14 protein-coding genes are annotated in these 15,089 nt (G+C 57.0%); 3 read left to right on the top strand and 11 right to left on the bottom strand.

The genetic code is table 11. The annotated features are described in order from the left end of the window. The first annotated feature begins 227 nt into the window (after positions 1-227). The gene (locus tag EA20_RS0111555) at positions 228-1,379 is read left to right on the top strand and encodes a mandelate racemase/muconate lactonizing enzyme family protein (RefSeq protein ID WP_024966976.1); all 1,152 of its coding nucleotides are present in this window, start codon (positions 228-230) and stop codon (positions 1,377-1,379) included. Then, entirely contained in the window at positions 1,372-2,652 is a 1,281-nt protein-coding gene (locus tag EA20_RS0111550) for an MFS transporter (RefSeq protein ID WP_024966975.1), read from the top strand. The genes EA20_RS0111555 and EA20_RS0111550 overlap by 8 nt, the downstream gene beginning before the upstream one ends. Positions 2,653-2,704: 52 nt before the next feature. Here EA20_RS0111550 and nadR read toward each other — a convergent pair whose 3' ends face one another. The 3 genes from nadR to serB form a co-directional block, all read right to left on the bottom strand. Beyond that, positions 2,705-3,946, bottom strand: coding sequence for a multifunctional transcriptional regulator/nicotinamide-nucleotide adenylyltransferase/ribosylnicotinamide kinase NadR (nadR, locus tag EA20_RS0111545; protein ID WP_024966974.1), 1,242 nt, complete (start codon positions 3,944-3,946; stop codon positions 2,705-2,707). Between the two features lie 103 nt (positions 3,947-4,049). After that, positions 4,050-5,432: a DNA repair protein RadA gene (gene radA / locus EA20_RS0111540; RefSeq protein ID WP_024966973.1), complete on the bottom strand. Its 1,383-nt coding sequence runs from the start codon at positions 5,430-5,432 to the stop codon at positions 4,050-4,052. Positions 5,433-5,441: 9 nt separating this feature from the next. Then, positions 5,442-6,419: a phosphoserine phosphatase gene (gene serB / locus EA20_RS0111535; protein WP_024966972.1), complete on the bottom strand. Its 978-nt coding sequence runs from the start codon at positions 6,417-6,419 to the stop codon at positions 5,442-5,444. A gap of 117 nt (positions 6,420-6,536) precedes the next feature. Between serB and EA20_RS0111530 the strand changes: the two genes are divergently transcribed. Continuing rightward, complete coding sequence (locus tag EA20_RS0111530) at positions 6,537-7,208, top strand: YtjB family periplasmic protein (protein ID WP_024966971.1); 672 nt, start codon at positions 6,537-6,539, stop codon at positions 7,206-7,208. A gap of 275 nt (positions 7,209-7,483) precedes the next feature. On the opposite strand, the gene deoD is transcribed toward EA20_RS0111530, so the two are convergent. The 8 genes from deoD to osmY form a co-directional block, all read right to left on the bottom strand. After that, positions 7,484-8,203: a purine-nucleoside phosphorylase gene (gene deoD, locus EA20_RS0111525; RefSeq protein WP_024966970.1), complete on the bottom strand. Its 720-nt coding sequence runs from the start codon at positions 8,201-8,203 to the stop codon at positions 7,484-7,486. Positions 8,204-8,262: 59 nt separating this feature from the next. Continuing rightward, a complete protein-coding gene (deoB, locus tag EA20_RS0111520; protein WP_024966969.1) occupies positions 8,263-9,486 on the bottom strand; it encodes a phosphopentomutase in 1,224 nt (407 codons plus the stop codon). Positions 9,487-9,548: 62 nt separating this feature from the next. Beyond that, positions 9,549-10,871 carry a thymidine phosphorylase gene (gene deoA / locus EA20_RS0111515; protein WP_024966968.1) on the bottom strand — a complete coding sequence of 441 codons (1,323 nt, stop codon included), beginning with the start codon at positions 10,869-10,871 and terminating at the stop codon, positions 9,549-9,551. 141 nt (positions 10,872-11,012) lie between these two features. After that, positions 11,013-11,792, bottom strand: coding sequence for a deoxyribose-phosphate aldolase (gene deoC, locus EA20_RS0111510; RefSeq protein WP_024966967.1), 780 nt, complete (start codon positions 11,790-11,792; stop codon positions 11,013-11,015). A gap of 302 nt (positions 11,793-12,094) precedes the next feature. Further along, positions 12,095-12,871, bottom strand: a complete 777-nt coding sequence (locus EA20_RS0111505; RefSeq protein ID WP_024966966.1) for a TatD family hydrolase — start codon at positions 12,869-12,871, stop codon at positions 12,095-12,097. Continuing rightward, positions 12,868-13,920 (bottom strand): patatin family protein, encoded by a 1,053-nt coding sequence (locus EA20_RS0111500; protein WP_024966965.1) that lies wholly within the window; start codon positions 13,918-13,920, stop codon positions 12,868-12,870. Before EA20_RS0111500 ends, EA20_RS0111505 begins: the two co-directional genes overlap by 4 nt. Positions 13,921-14,069: 149 nt before the next feature. Continuing rightward, a complete protein-coding gene (locus EA20_RS20260) occupies positions 14,070-14,231 on the bottom strand; it encodes a DUF1328 domain-containing protein (RefSeq protein ID WP_071995405.1) in 162 nt (53 codons plus the stop codon). A 139-nt stretch (positions 14,232-14,370) separates the two neighbouring features. Next, entirely contained in the window at positions 14,371-14,985 is a 615-nt protein-coding gene (gene osmY, locus EA20_RS0111490) for a molecular chaperone OsmY (protein ID WP_024966964.1), read from the bottom strand. Between the last annotated feature and the right edge of the window lie 104 nt (positions 14,986-15,089).

The raw sequence follows: 15,089 nt of genomic DNA, 5'->3' as shown, positions 1-15,089 counted from the left end.
CGACGGCCCTTACGTTTGTTTCTATCTGTCTTTTGTGAGCCATCTCGCAGCCGCTTAGCCAGATGCCAGAATTTCTTCCCTCCTCCCCCGCCATCCTTGTGCGGCTGAACGATGCCGCACTCTGCCCCCCTTTTTATACTGAACAGGCAACATGCTTTCCTGGTCAGCTGGCGCTTAAAAATCCGATTATATGCTGCTGACTTCCCCTACATGATGAGGTTTATGGCATGAAAATCAGTCACATTGAGGTGATTCGCCTCGCTATTCCTTTTGCAAGCGATCGCGCAACGCCCGAGAAGCAGGAAACGGCCTGGAATGCGGCATCGCCCGCCCTGAAGCAGATGGAGACGCTGCTGGTCCGTCTGACCACCGACGACGGCCTGCAAGGCTGGGGCGAGGGGTTCGGGCATTTATCTAATCCGGTGACGGCTCAGGCGCTGGAATCGCTGGTTATTCCCCTTTTTCTGAATAAGCCCGTGCCAGAGAGTCGTGAAGCGCTGGCGGCGCTGGTGAGCGAAGCGGAAAAAGCGCTGCACGCCTTTGGCCGCAGCGGACCGGTACGCTATGCGCTGTCGGCGATAGACATTGCGCTCTGGGATCTGCTGGGGCAGATCCAGGGCAAACCGCTGTGGCAGTTGCTGGGCGCAGAGCGCCATGAGATTGGCCTCTATGCCAGCCTGGTCAGCTATAACAACCAGCCGGAAGAAGTTGCCCGTCAGGTACAGCGTGCGTGGCAGGCCGGTTTTCACACGCTCAAACTGCATGAAACCGACTACGCGGCTATTGCCGCTGCCAGAGCCGCGCTGCCGCAGGAGGCGACGCTGATGGTGGATGTGAACTGCCCCTGGACGACAGAAGAAGCCAGCCGCCGCGCCCGCCAGCTGGCAGAGCTCAAGCTGGGCTGGCTGGAGGAGCCCATCTGGCCGCCGGATGATATTGCCGGCCTGGCGGAGGTTCGTCGCGCAGGCACGCCGATTGCCGCCGGCGAGAACATCTGTGGCGACTGGGGTTTTGAGCCTTTCTACAACGCTCAGGCCGTCGACGTACTTCAGCCCAGCGTGGCGAAAGTGGGCGGCATTACCGCCTCGCTGCGCGTGATTGCGCAGGCTCAGGCGCACGGCATCAAAGTGGTTCCTCACTGTTTCTACTATGGCGCGGGTTTGCTGGCGACGGCACATCTGGTCGCCACCCTGCCAGACGAGATCCTGCTGGAAGTGCCTTACATTCGCTTCTCGCCGCTGCTTTATCCGCAACTCGACTTTGTGCCGGAGATGACGCTGCCTGCCACGCCAGGCCTGGGTTTTAAGCCCGATGCAGAGGTCATGAAAAATCACACCGTCAGCCATATCACGCTGAGTGCGGAGGAAAATCATGTTTAAAAACTATCGCACCGTAGTGGCGCTGCTGCTGTTTTTCGCGGGTATTCTTAATTATCTGGACCGCGCTGCGCTGTCGGTAATGGCACCGCTGGTCAAACAAGATCTGCACATCGACGACGCGCAGATGGGCATTCTGTTCAGCTGTTTTTTTATCGGCTACTGCCTGTTCTGCTTTCTGGGCGGCTGGGCCGCCGATCGCTACGGTCCCCGTAAAGTGTTCGGCTGGGCGGCGGCCATCTGGTCGCTGTTCTGCGGCGCCACCGCGATGGCGGGCAGCTTTGCCCATCTGCTGGTTGTGCGCGTGCTGTTTGGTATTGGCGAAGGCCCGATGGGCACCACTACCAATAAGTCGATTTCGAACTGGTTTCCCCGTCAGGAAGTGGGACGTGCGGTGGGCTTTACCAATGCCGGACAGCCGCTGGGCGCCGCGATAGCCGCACCCGTGGTCGGCCTGGTCGGGCTGCAATTTGGCTGGCGCGTCGCGTTTGTGGTGATTGCCGCGCTGGGCTTTGTCTGGCTGGCCTTCTGGCTGTGGCTGTTCCGCGACAGGCCTGAACAGCACCCGCGCGTCAGCGAGGCTGAACGTACGCTGATCGCCGCGCAGCGACCCGCCACGCGGGTAACCAAAACGGGCGATTCGCATCAGGTGCCGCTCTGGCATTACGTCCTTTCGCTGCCGGTACTGGGCGTGGCGGCGGCCTTTTTCTGCTTTAACTATATCCAGTTTTTCTTTCTCTCCTGGCTGCCCAGCTATCTGACCGATTTTCAGCACCTGGATATCAAAAGCATGAGCCTGATCGGCATCCTGCCGTGGCTCGGCGCGACGATCGGCTTTATCGGCGGCGGCATTGTCTCCGATGCGCTGTTCCGCCGTACCGGTAATTTCCTGCTTTCGCGCAAACTTGTTATCTTCACCGGCCTGGCGGTCGCCGCGATCTGTGTGATGTTGACCGCATGGGCAAGCAGCGTCACCCTGGCGGTGTCGCTGATTACACTGGCCAGCGTATTCGCCTATATGACGCCGCAGGCCTGCTGGTCGCTGCTGCAGGATATCGTGCCCGCTGAACGTATCGGCACCGCTGGCGGTTTTGTGCATCTGCTCGCGAATCTGGCGGGGATCTTATCACCGGCAATCACCGGCTTTCTGATCCAGTATGGCGGGGGTTACTCTTCGGCCTTTCTGCTGGCCAGCGTGCTGGCACTGACCGGAATGGTGCTGCTGGCGCTATTCGTCCGTGAGCGAAGCGTAAACATGTTACGCTCGCTGGCGTAGGTGTAAACCGGGGAGAGGAAGTGTGACCTCCCTGCCCCGGTGCTTTGCCCCGTCAGACGCTGGTACTGCGATCGCCCAGCATCTCTTTCACCAGTTCCACACAGCGCAGGAAGCGCTCATCGTAGCTCTCCTGCTCGACATGTTTATAGGGGATATTGTTCTCTTCAAGCATCGCGATCAGCAGCTTCTGAAACTCTTTGCGATCGACAGAACTGCCGAGGCTGCGCAGGCCATCGGCGACCCAGGGCACATTATTTTCCACCAGAATAACCAGGTCGAAACGGTACTCGTCAATAAGTGCCTGTACAAAGGGGTGTTCACGCCCTTCATACTTTTTACAGAACGCCTGAGTGGTGACGAAATCCGTGTCGATAAAGGCGACCTTATTGGCATATTTTACTGCGAAATCAATATACTGCGCCTGGCCCAGCGCGATTTTGTCATAATCGGAATACTGGAGCGCCATCTCGTCACCGCCAAGGTGTGAAAAGACGTAATCGCGACCAAATTCCCAGGCGCTGGTGGTGTTGAAAATATTCGCCAGCTTATTGACCAGCGTCGATTTACCGCTCGACTCGCCGCCAAGGATCGCCACTGTTCTGACAAAAAATGGCTTCACTTCCGTCGGAATATATTCCCAGTAGTGAAACGGATCCTGCCGGATCTGCGCGCCGCTGATATTCATAAACGATCGACTGGGATCGATCAGCACCGCCTCAATGCCGAGATGCTGCTGATACTGAGGCGCATCCAACGCTTCGCTGGTATAAACCCGGTTTGGCACAATGCCGTGATCGTCCATAAAGGCGTTAATGCCCCGGCTCCAGACATCCCAGCCGTGCGGGTAAGGCTCCATCCCTTCTTCGTTGAACGAGTGAATGCGGATATTTTTCTGGTACTTGAACGTCTGTAACAGCCAGCGCAGGCGATCGCTGACGGTGGGCTGCTGCGACATGGCGCTGGCTTCAAACAGCTGGCGGTCACGCGGCTCGTCGTAACCCATAATGATATGCAGTTCGTCTACCTGGCTGCAGGCGCGCTGGATCAGATAGATATGCCCCGTATGCAGTGGATAAAACTTGCCGAAGACCACCCCTACCGTTTTTTCACGCCGTGGAAACTCCAGGCCAAGGAAACGGTGCAGCGCTTCAAGCTTCTGCGCGCTGGGGCTTTTGATTTTGGCATTCAGCAACTGGCTAAGATAGCCTTTGGTCATACCGCTTGCTTCAGCGACCTGCTGTAGCGTACAGCCCTGGTGGCGAATGGCGGTTTTCAGATAATCGAATGACGACATCAGGTGCCTCCTGCATAACGGGCGGACTCAATTCCACCCGGGTGAATATAGTTTGCGCATCCCCTCAGGCGGACAGACTGATCCGCCACAAAGGGGGATTGACTCAAAGATCTTCCAGGATCGCCAGCGCATCGGCCAGTTTTTTCACGCCATACACTTTCATGTTTTCCGGCACCTTTTTCGGCACGTTGGCCGCCGGGACGATAGCGCGGCGGAAACCGTGCTTCGCCGCCTCGGAGATACGCTCCTGGCCGCTGGGCACCGGACGGATCTCACCGGCCAGCCCCACTTCGCCAAATACCACCAGATCCTGCGGCAACGGACGATCCCTCAGGCTTGAAACCATCGACAGCATCAGCGCCAGGTCGGCACTGGTTTCCGTCACTTTGACGCCGCCAACGACGTTCACAAACACGTCCTGATCCGCCATCTGCAGGCCACCGTGGCGGTGCAATACCGCGAGCAGGATCGCCAGCCGGTTCTGCTCAAGGCCAACCGCGACGCGCCGTGGATTGCCCATCATGGAGTGATCCACCAGCGCCTGAATCTCGACCAGCAGAGGACGCGTCCCTTCCCACAGCACCATCACGGAGCTGCCGGAAGTCACTTCATCGCCACGGCTGAGGAAGATGGCAGAAGGGTTACTCACTTCCCGCAGCCCCTGTTCGGTCATGGCAAACACGCCAAGCTCGTTCACGGCGCCAAAGCGGTTTTTATGGCTGCGCAGGGTGCGGAAACGGGAATCCGCATCGCCATCCAGCAGTACGGAACAGTCGATACAGTGCTCCAGCACTTTGGGGCCAGCCAGTGAGCCATCTTTGGTCACGTGGCCCACCATCACGATGGCGACGCCGCGCGTTTTGGCAAAGCGCGTCAGATAGGCGGCGGTTTCCCGCACCTGCGCCACGCTGCCGGGCGAGGACTGGATATCGGCCATATGCATGACCTGAATTGAGTCGATTACCATCAGCTTCGGCGCTTCCTGCTCGGCAATCTGACAGATTTGCTCAATGCTGGTTTCTGAGAGCATATTCAGATTTTCGGTCGGCAGTCCCAGCCGGTGCGCACGCATCGCCACCTGTTGCAGCGACTCCTCGCCGGTGACGTACAGCGTTTTCATTCCCTCAGATAGGCGGCAGAGCGTCTGCAACAAAAGCGTACTTTTCCCGGCGCCGGGACTGCCGCCAATCAGGATAGCGCTGCCGGGCACTACGCCGCCGCCCAGCACACGGTCAAACTCTTTAAAGCCGGTGGAAAAGCGCGGCAACGCCTCCAGGCTGATATCGGACAGTTTCTGCACGCGGCTGGTTCCCGCGCTGCCCGCATACCCGGAGAGGCGTTCGTTACGCGCCACGGTCGGCGATGCCGCCAGGCGCACTTCGGTAATGGTGTTCCAGGCGTGGCAGGCGCTGCATTGCCCCTGCCAGCGTGGGTAATCTGCGCCGCATTCGTTACATACAAAGGCGCGTTTTATCGCTTTGGCCAAATCTGTTCCTTAACGTTCATCGGAAATCAGGCTGCCGCTGAGAATACAGAACACGCCCATAAGATCCGCATGACGGATAGTCACGTTGGTTTTTTCATTTACCTTCGGCTTGGCATGATAAGCAATGCCCAGCGCGGCGGCTTTCAGCATCAGCAGGTCGTTCGCCCCGTCACCGATGGCGACGGTCTGCTCTGGCGCAATCTCAAAGCGGGCGGCGAGCTTTTGCAGCGTCTCCGCTTTATAGCGGGCATCCACGATATCGCCCAGCAGCTCGCCGGTCAGCTTGCCGTCGCGTATTTCCAGCTCATTCGCGACGCTCGCGGAAAGATGAAGCTTTTCGCGCAGATGACCGGCAAACCAGGTGAAACCGCCGGAGGCGATGGCCACATGCCAGCCGAGCGCCTGGAGCTTCTGCACCAGCGGCGTCAGGCCCGGCATCAGTGGCAATTCATCGCGCACCTTCGTCAGGATCGCCGCATCCGCGCCCGCCAGCGTCGCCACGCGCTGACGCAGGCTGGCGGTAAAATCGAGTTCACCGCGCATGGCCCGCTCGGTCACTTCGGCAACCTTGTCACCGCAGCCCGCGAGTTTAGCGATTTCATCAATGCACTCCACCTCGATCGCGGTGGAATCCATATCCATCACCAGCAGCCCGGGCGTTTTCAGATGAGGAATTTTCCCCAGCGGCGCCACGTCCAGGCATGCTTCATGAGCCAGCCGGGTCGCACGCGCGGTCAGAGAACCCGCCAGGCGTATCACCTGATACTCCTCAACGCTCCAGGCACTGACAATAACCATCGCCGCGCCGAGCTTGTGCTGGAATTCGGTAAGGCGGGCTTTATCAAGCTGGCGTCCGTACAGCAGCCAGCCGGTGCGTCCGGCGCGGTAGTCCAGCGGCATCACTTCATCGCCGCTGAGGGAAAGAGGCAAACCCGGCCAGAGAGAGACTTCGGAAGGCAGGTCGCACCAGGTCAGACTATTTGGCATTACAGCTCCTGTAAGGACATATTAACCACGCAAGAGGCTACCCTGTCCGCCCCGCTTCTGGCAACATAAAGCTCAGCGACAAACGTCGGTTTTCTTCCTGAAGCATGAAGGGCAAAAATGGCAAAGGCCAAACTAAAATTCAGACTGCACCGCACCGTAATCGTCCTGATCTGTCTGACCCTGTTAGTGGTGCTGATGCAGGGCGCCTCCTGGTTCAGTCTCGGGCATCAGATGGCCCGTTCGGAGCAGGTGGATGAGCTTGCCCGTACACTGACCCGCCAGGTGGCCTGGAGCCTGACGCCGCTGATGGAAAACAGCGACGATAATCAGCCGAAAATCGAAGAGATGCTCAATCTGCTGACCAAAGAGAGCCGCATTCTGGACGCGTCGCTCTACGATGAGAACGGGATGCTGATGGCGCACAGCGGCGAAACGATTTCGGTACGAGACCGGCTGGCGCTCGACGGACAACGTGCCGGCAGCTATTTTAACCACCAGATCGTCCAGTCGCTGGACAGCCCGGACGGCCCGCGCGGTTTTCTGCGCGTGACGCTGGATACGCATGTGCTGGTCACCGAATCGCGACAGGTCGATAACACCACCAATATCCTGCGCCTGATGATGCTGCTTTCGCTGGCTATCGGCATCATCCTGACCCGCACCCTGCTGAGAGATCGCCGCACCCGCTGGCAGCAGTCGCCATTTCTGCTGACGGCGAATAACCCCGTCAGGGAAGATGATGAAGAAGAAAATCCCGACGCCGCCCCGACGACGGATAAACAGCCCTAATCCTGCCTCATTTTGCCGGGTCGTTTCGGACGATGCCTTTTAATAACCGCAATAAATAAGGGCCGGATTAACCGGCCCTTCAGACTGCTGACAAACCTGAAACGAAGCGCGCAGGAACCAGGAGGAAAGCGTTCCGCACCTGGGACAGCGCGGGACGATGATTCTGGTTACGTCAGGGCCGCCTCTTTTCCCGGTCACCGGGGGCGGATAAACCGCCCAGATGAACAAACGGCATGCCGGGCCGGTGGCTGCACCGGCGCTGGCTCCGTCTGTTATTACTCTTTATCGCCCAGCAACACCGATTCCAGCGCGATCTCGACCATTTCGCTGAAGGTCGTCTGACGCTCCGCAGCGGTTGTCTGTTCGTGGGTACGGATATGGTCCGAAACGGTACAGATAGCCAGCGCTTTAGCGCCAAACTCTGCGGCCACACCATAAATACCGGCCGCTTCCATCTCCACGCCCAGAATGCCATATTTCTCCATCACGTCGAACATCTCAGGGTCCGGCGAATAGAAAAGATCGGCGGAGAAGATGTTGCCCACGCGGGCGTTCACGCCCAGCGCTTTCGCCGCGTCTGCCGCGTTACGCACCATGTCGTAATCGGCAATTGCCGCGAAGTCATGATCTTTAAAGCGCATACGGTTTACTTTGGAATCCGTTGAAGCGCCCATACCGATCACCACATCGCGCAGTTTTACGTCAGCGCGCACCGCACCACAGGAACCGACGCGAATGATCTTTTTCACGCCGAAATCGGTGATCAGCTCTTTGGCATAAATGGAGCATGAAGGAATGCCCATGCCATGACCCATTACCGAAATTTTACGGCCTTTATAGGTCCCGGTGTAGCCCAGCATGCCGCGCACGTTATTGACTTCAACTGCATCCTGTAAAAAGGTTTCCGCAATGTGCTTAGCGCGAAGCGGATCGCCCGGCATCAACACGACGTCTGCGAAATCACCCATTTCAGCGTTAATATGAGGCGTAGCCATCTCTTTTCCTTGTTAATTAGTGCCAGCGCGCGGTGCGCTGGCCGGTTACGTTGCGCTGATTACAGCATGCTTTTGCCATATTCCATCGGGGACAGGCCAAAATAGTTCGCCACGGTCTGCCCGATATCGGCAAAGGTGTCGCGATAGCCACGCGAACCCGGCTCGATACCCGGACCGTAGATCAACACCGGAATGTGCTCACGGGTGTGCTCGGTGCCTTTCCAGGTTGGGTCGCAACCGTGGTCAGCGGTGAGGATCAGAATATCGCCCTCTTTTACCTGCGCCATCAGCTCAGGCAGACGACGATCGAACAGCTCCAGCCCACCGGCATAACCCGCCACGTCGCGGCGGTGGCCCCAGGTGGAGTCGAAATCGACAAAGTTAGTGAAGACAATGCTGTTATCCGGCGCGATCTTCATCTCTTCCACGGTGGCATCGAAGAGCGCATCCAGGCCCGTCGCTTTCACTTTTTTGGTGATGCCGACGTGCGCGTAGATATCCGCAATTTTCCCCACGGAAATCACTTCGCCGTTCTGCTCATCCACCAGCTTTTTCAGGATGGTGGGCGATGGCGGCTCAACGGCCAGATCGTGACGGTTACCGGTACGTTCGAAATGACCGGCTTTATCACCGACAAACGGACGCGCGATCACACGACCGATGTTATAACCGCCTTCCGTCAGCGCTTCACGGGCGATCTCGCACAGTTCATAGAGGCGATCCAGCCCGAATGTCTCTTCATGGCAGGCGATCTGGAATACTGAGTCTGCCGACGTATAGAAAATCGGTTTGCCGGTTTTCATATGCTCTTCGCCGAGCTGATCGAGAATGACCGTGCCTGACGAATGGCAGTTACCCAGATAGCCCGGCAGATTCGCTTTCTCAACCAGCAGATCGAGCAGCTCCTGCGGGAAGCTGTTCTCTTTATCGGAGAAGTAACCCCAGTCAAACAGCACCGGCACACCGGCGATTTCCCAGTGGCCCGACGGGGTATCTTTGCCCGAAGAGAGTTCGCTGGCATAGGCATAAGCGCCAATGATGTCGGCATCTTTATCCAGTCCCAGCGGGAATTTCCCGGTGGACTCTTCCGCGGCCTTACCCAGGCCTAATGCGGTGAGGTTCGGCAAATGCAGCGGGCCTTTTCTGCCTTTATCGGCCTGGCCGTTGTAGCACGCCTCGGCAATATGACCGAGGGTATCTGAGCCTTCATCGCCAAACTTGTCGGCGTCTTTACTGGAGCCGATCCCGAAGGAATCCAGCACCATGATAAATGCACGTTTCATTCTGGTCTCCTGCGTTTATAACGCGCTGAGCGTAAATTTTATCGATCAGAGTAGTATGACGGTTATCCACTTATTCTGCGATAGATAACGGGCGTTTCTGCGAACTCTTTCTCACTGAGCGTGACCGCCGCCTTCACGGCTTTGGCCGCTTCCTGCCAGCCAGCTTCGGTCGCCGCATGGATCACCGCCAGCGGACGTTCACCATCCACGCGATCGCCCAGCTGCGCCATCTCACTCAGGCCAACGCTATAGTCGATAGCATCGCTGGCGCGACGGCGACCGCCGCCCATCGCCACCACCGCCATACCCAGCGCACGGGTATCCATGGCGCTGACGATGCCTGGCGCGTCGGCATAGACCGCCTTGCTGAGCATCGGTGCGGGAAGATAGCGATCCATGTTTTCGATAAAGTCTGCCGGGCCTTTCTGCGCCGCAACCATGCGGGAAAATATCTCGGCGGCACGGCCATTATCCAGCACCTTTTGCAGCTTACCGGTCGCTTCTTCCACTGAAGAGGCCAGCCCGCCGGATACCAGCATCTCGGCGCTCAGCGCCATCGTCACTTCCAGCAGGCGCGGGTTACGGTATTCGCCGGTCAGGAATTGCACTGCTTCGCGCACTTCAAGCGCATTGCCTGCGCTGGAAGCCAATACCTGATTCATATCCGTCAGCAGCGCGGTAGTTTTGCAACCCGCGCCGTTCGCCACGCCGACAATGGCCTGCGCCAGCTGCTCTGACAGTTCAAAAGAGGGCATAAAAGCGCCGGAACCGACTTTCACGTCCATCACCAGCGCATCCAGCCCTTCGGCCAGTTTTTTCGCCAGGATAGAAGCCGTGATCAGCGGAATGGAGTCGACCGTTGCGGTAATATCCCGCGTGGCGTAAAAGCGTTTGTCAGCTGGCGCCAGCGAATTGGTCTGGCCAATAATCGCCACGCCCACCTCTTTGATCATCTGGCGGAAGGCGTTGTCATCCGGGAAAATATCAAATCCCGGAATAGCTTCCAGTTTATCCAGCGTACCGCCAGTATGACCGAGGCCGCGTCCCGAAATCATCGGCACATACCCACCGCAGGCCGCCACCATAGGGCCAAGCATCAGTGAGGTGACATCGCCGACGCCGCCGGTGGAGTGTTTATCCACGATCGGACCGTTGAGGTTTAGCGCCTGCCAGTTGAGCACCGAACCGGAATCCCGCATCGCCATGGTCAGCGCCACGCGTTCGGGCAGCGTCATATCGTGGAAATAGATGGTCATCGCCAGCGCGGCGATCTGCCCTTCCGAAACGCTGTTGTCACGCACCCCGTTGATGAAAAAGCGAATTTCTTCTTCACTCAGTGCAAGGCCGTCTCTTTTTTTGCGGATTATCTCTTGTGGCAGGTACATTTTGCCCCCTGGTAATAAAACGTTGGCGATGTGAGCCGCGGCTGAAACCTGACCCGGCACAGAAAAACGTGGCGCAGGCAGTAATACAAAGGGCGAGCCGTCAGCGCCGTTAAGCCTGACGATACTCGCCCGTTCCGTTACTCAGTAAGCGGAGTCGCTTTTCGCGCCGGTATGACCCGCCGCATTCAGCAGGCTCGCTAACAGGCTGGACGCGCCGAAGCGGAAATGGCGGGCGTTGGCCCAGTCGCTGCCCATAATGTCGTCGGCCAGCTTCAGGTAAATGGCTGCATCGTCGGCGGTACGGACGCCGCCCGCAGGCTTAAAGCCAACCGACTGCTGCATTCCTTTGTCTGCAATGGTTTGCAGCATAATTTCCGCCGCTTCTGGCGTTGCGTTAACCGGCACTTTGCCTGTGGATGTTTTGATAAAATCAGCGCCCGCTTCAATCGCGATTTCAGACGCTTTACGGATCAGCGCAGGATCTTTCAGTTCGCCGGTTTCGATGATCACCTTCAGCAGCACGTCCGCTTCTTCACAGGCTGATTTACAGGCGCTCACCAGCTTGTAACCGATGTCTTCGTTACCCGCCATCAGCGCACGGTAAGGGAAAACCACGTCCACTTCATCGGCACCATAAGCGATGGCCGCGTGCGTTTCTGCCAGCGCGATTTTCAGATCGTCATTGCCGTGGGGAAAGTTAGTTACGGTCGCAATGCGGATATCCGGCGTGCCCTGCTCTTTAAGCGTTTTACGGGCAATCGGAATAAAACGGGGATAGATGCAGATCGCGGCGGTGTTGCCCGCAGACGTTTTCGCCTGACGACACAGGGCGATGACTTTCTCTTCCGTGTCGTCGTCATTCAGCGTGGTCAGATCCATCAGTTTTAACGCCCGTACGGCGGCTTGGGTTACGTCAGTCATTAGTTTCTCCAGTCGGAAAGTGGCGTCCGTGATGTTAGGATTATAACAGAGCAGACTACCTCTGTTCCGTGATTTAATTCACACAGGTTAAAAGTATCATTGCAATCATTATAACTTCATGGTGATTAATATCACACCTTTTTGCCTGATACCGCGCTACTTAGCAGCAAACTCCGCTATGCTGACCGGCTGGATAAAAACCGACACCCACAAATGTTAAAATAATAACATTTACTCCTGTTCCCGCAGGCAGCCGCGCCAGCGTTGCGCGTCAGCGGAGGCTATTGTGAAAGTTTAGACACTCAGAGATGAAACAGCGTACGGGTGTTTTCCCGAATAGCGTCGGCGATCTCCTGTGGCGACTCTTCACGAATTGCACACAGGCTCTGCCAGATATTTTTGATCCGCTCGGGACGATTGGGCTGGCCCTGAAAACCCTGCACGGGCATATCGGGCGAATCGGTCTCCAGCAGAAGGGAAGAGAGCGGCAGACGGGCAAGCGTGTTGCGGGTTTTCGTTGCGCGTTCATAGGTCATGGTACCGCCCACGCCAATAAAATAGCCGGCACGAATGAACGCCAGCGCCTGCTGCTCGCTGCCGGCAAAACCGTGCACCACGCCCCGCCTCGGCAGATCAAGGCGCCGGAGATGCATGGCCAGCTTATCGTGAGTGCGGCGGGAGTGAAGAATGACCGGCAGATCATACGCTTTGGCCAGCCGCAGTTGCGCAATCAGTAACGCTTCCTGCCGCTCAAACTGAGCATCTTCTTCGAAGCGATCCAGGCCAATTTCACCTATCGCGACCAGTTTGTCGGGACGCTGACGGAGGAACGCTTCCAGCTCTGCAAGATGTTCTTCGCGAAAATCAGCGATCGCCAGAGGATGAATGCCGAGCGCCGCAAAGACCGGCTGATAGCGGTCTGCCAGCGCCATTACGCCCGCGAAGCGATCTGCCGAGACGCCAACAGCAATCAGCTTTTTTACGCCTGCCTCTTCCGCCAGGCGCAGGCTTTCTGCTTCATTGCCGCAGAAGGGCGGAAAGTCAAAGTGACAGTGAGTATCAACAAATTCAGGTGTCATGCCAGCGATCCTTTAGTGTAGTCCGCGTCGTTACCGGCCTCAGACGCCACGGCGATGCCCTGGCGATCCGGTTCGTTGGCGACCGGGGCAACAGGCACCGCCGGCGGCTTGTTCACCAACGTACTGCTATCCCGGAGCCACTGTCCAACCGTTGCCAGAAAATGGCGTCCGCAGTGACGGCCCAGATGATAATCCTGATTCAGTGACGCAATCCGGCTTCCCAGCGCTCTGCTGGCCAGCGCGTGAGGCGGGGCGATCTCAACGATCGTCACGTTACCCGGCGGATGCTGAATAAATTCCTGCGTCTGGCGATAGCTTGCCTCATGCAGCTGCATAATTGTAACCAGCGGCTGCAGGGCGCCTTCGCTGAACCAGCGCTCCATTCGTTTCAGCCATTGCGGCGTATAGGTCATTTGTGAAGGCACCGTACGGATCACCACAATGGTTTCCGCCCCACGCCGGGCCGCTTCACGCACCGGAATAGCGTCGCTGATGCCTCCATCCAGATAGCTTATTCCCTCCAGATCGACGCCGGGACGGTAGAAGCCCGGTATCGCGCTGGACGCTTTAATCAGGTTCAGCCAGTTGGCTGCCGTCGGCGCAAAATAGCCGGGCGAATAGTCGTCGCTGCGGCAGGCGCACATGTAAAACTCCCGGCCTGAAGAGACCATTTTTTCACCTGCCGCCATCGCCAGCGGAAACTCTGCAGCAGTGATATCAAGGAGCCAGTCCAGATCGATCAGGTGTCCCCCACGTACAAAGCGTAGCGGATTAAAAAACAGTTTACTGGTGGTATAGCGGGTGATCACCCGGCGGGCATATCCCGGCTGCCCGCAAATATAGGCGGATAAGTTCTGCGCACCGGCAGAAGTGCCGAGCATCAAATCGAACGGATTGAAGCTGGCGCGCTGAAACTCATCAAGCACCCCGGCGGTAAATATGCCCCGCTGCCCGCCACCTTCGCATACCAGCGCCAGCTTGCCAGGGCGAAAAGGCACTAACGCGGGTGTCTCTGTCAGGCCTGGGATGATGGGGATATAGTTTCCCACTTCGGTATCCTTATATGAAATTTCATGCTCAGGATACGGTTAATGGAGGCGCGGGTTGTGGCGGAATTTGCTTTCCTGCGCAAAAAGTCGTCAGCAACAAAAAGACCAGCCGTAGCTGGTCTTTTCTGAAACGTTTATCGTCAGTACGTCTATAACTTCTTGCGGCCGGTAAACAGGCTGATCAGGAAGATGATGATACCGACAACGAAAACAATCTTGGCTGCCCACGCGGCTGTACCCGCCAGACCGCCGAAGCCTAACGCCGCAGCGATAAGCGCGATGACCAGAAAAATAATACCCCAACGAAACATAAGCCTCTCCTTACCTTATAGTGAAAATCGAACTGCTTCTGTTATTCAATTCAGCCTTACAGCGGCATGAGTCATTTATTGTCTTTCTAACAATCACCGGGCCAGCGCCGTTCTCTGATGAGAACGGCCTGCTGTCTCATTACGATTTCACAGAGAGATCGTTTTTCACGCTTTTCACGCCATCAATGGCTTTGGCAATGCCTTCAGCACGTTCAGACTGTGCCTGATTTTTTACCGTACCAGAAAGCTGCACCACGCCATTGGTGGTTTCCACTTTAACATTACGTGACGGAACGATATCGTCCGCTAACAGTTTAGCTTTGATTTCGCTGGTTGTTGCCGCATCACCAGCATAACCACTGACGCTTGCTTCTGTGCTGTCTTTAACGTGTAGTTTATCGCTGACGGATTTCACACCCTCGACTTTCTTCGCCGCCGCAACGGCCATTTCAGCCTGATCCTGCGACGGGACGAAACCACTCAGCGTGACCACGCCTTGATGAGTTTCGACCGAGATATCCGTGCTTTTAATGGCATCGCTGTCTACCAGGGCAGCTTTCACCTTGGCAGTCACTCCGCTGTCATCCATGTAGTTACCGACTTTGTCCATAGAGCTATCGATCTTAGAACTCACGCTATCGTTAGTGGACTGCACTTTTGGTGTGGTGGTGTCTTCAGCCATCGCTGCACCGCTTACCAGAGCAGAACCCATCATTACAGCCATCAGAGTTTTAGCAATCTTAGTCTTGTTCATCGATCTCTTCCTTCTCAGTTCATACTCTCACAACTGTGAGTTTTCAGTCACAAACGGCGTGACTGGAGGAGTAAGACGTCGCAGCAACCGCGCCGCATGTTTTG

Source organism: Pantoea sp. IMH (genome assembly GCF_000599885.1).
In the GTDB taxonomy this organism is placed as follows: domain Bacteria; phylum Pseudomonadota; class Gammaproteobacteria; order Enterobacterales; family Enterobacteriaceae; genus Erwinia.
The sequence above is the reverse complement of the archived record's forward strand: the minus strand, read 5'-3'. Positions and strand labels throughout refer to the sequence as shown.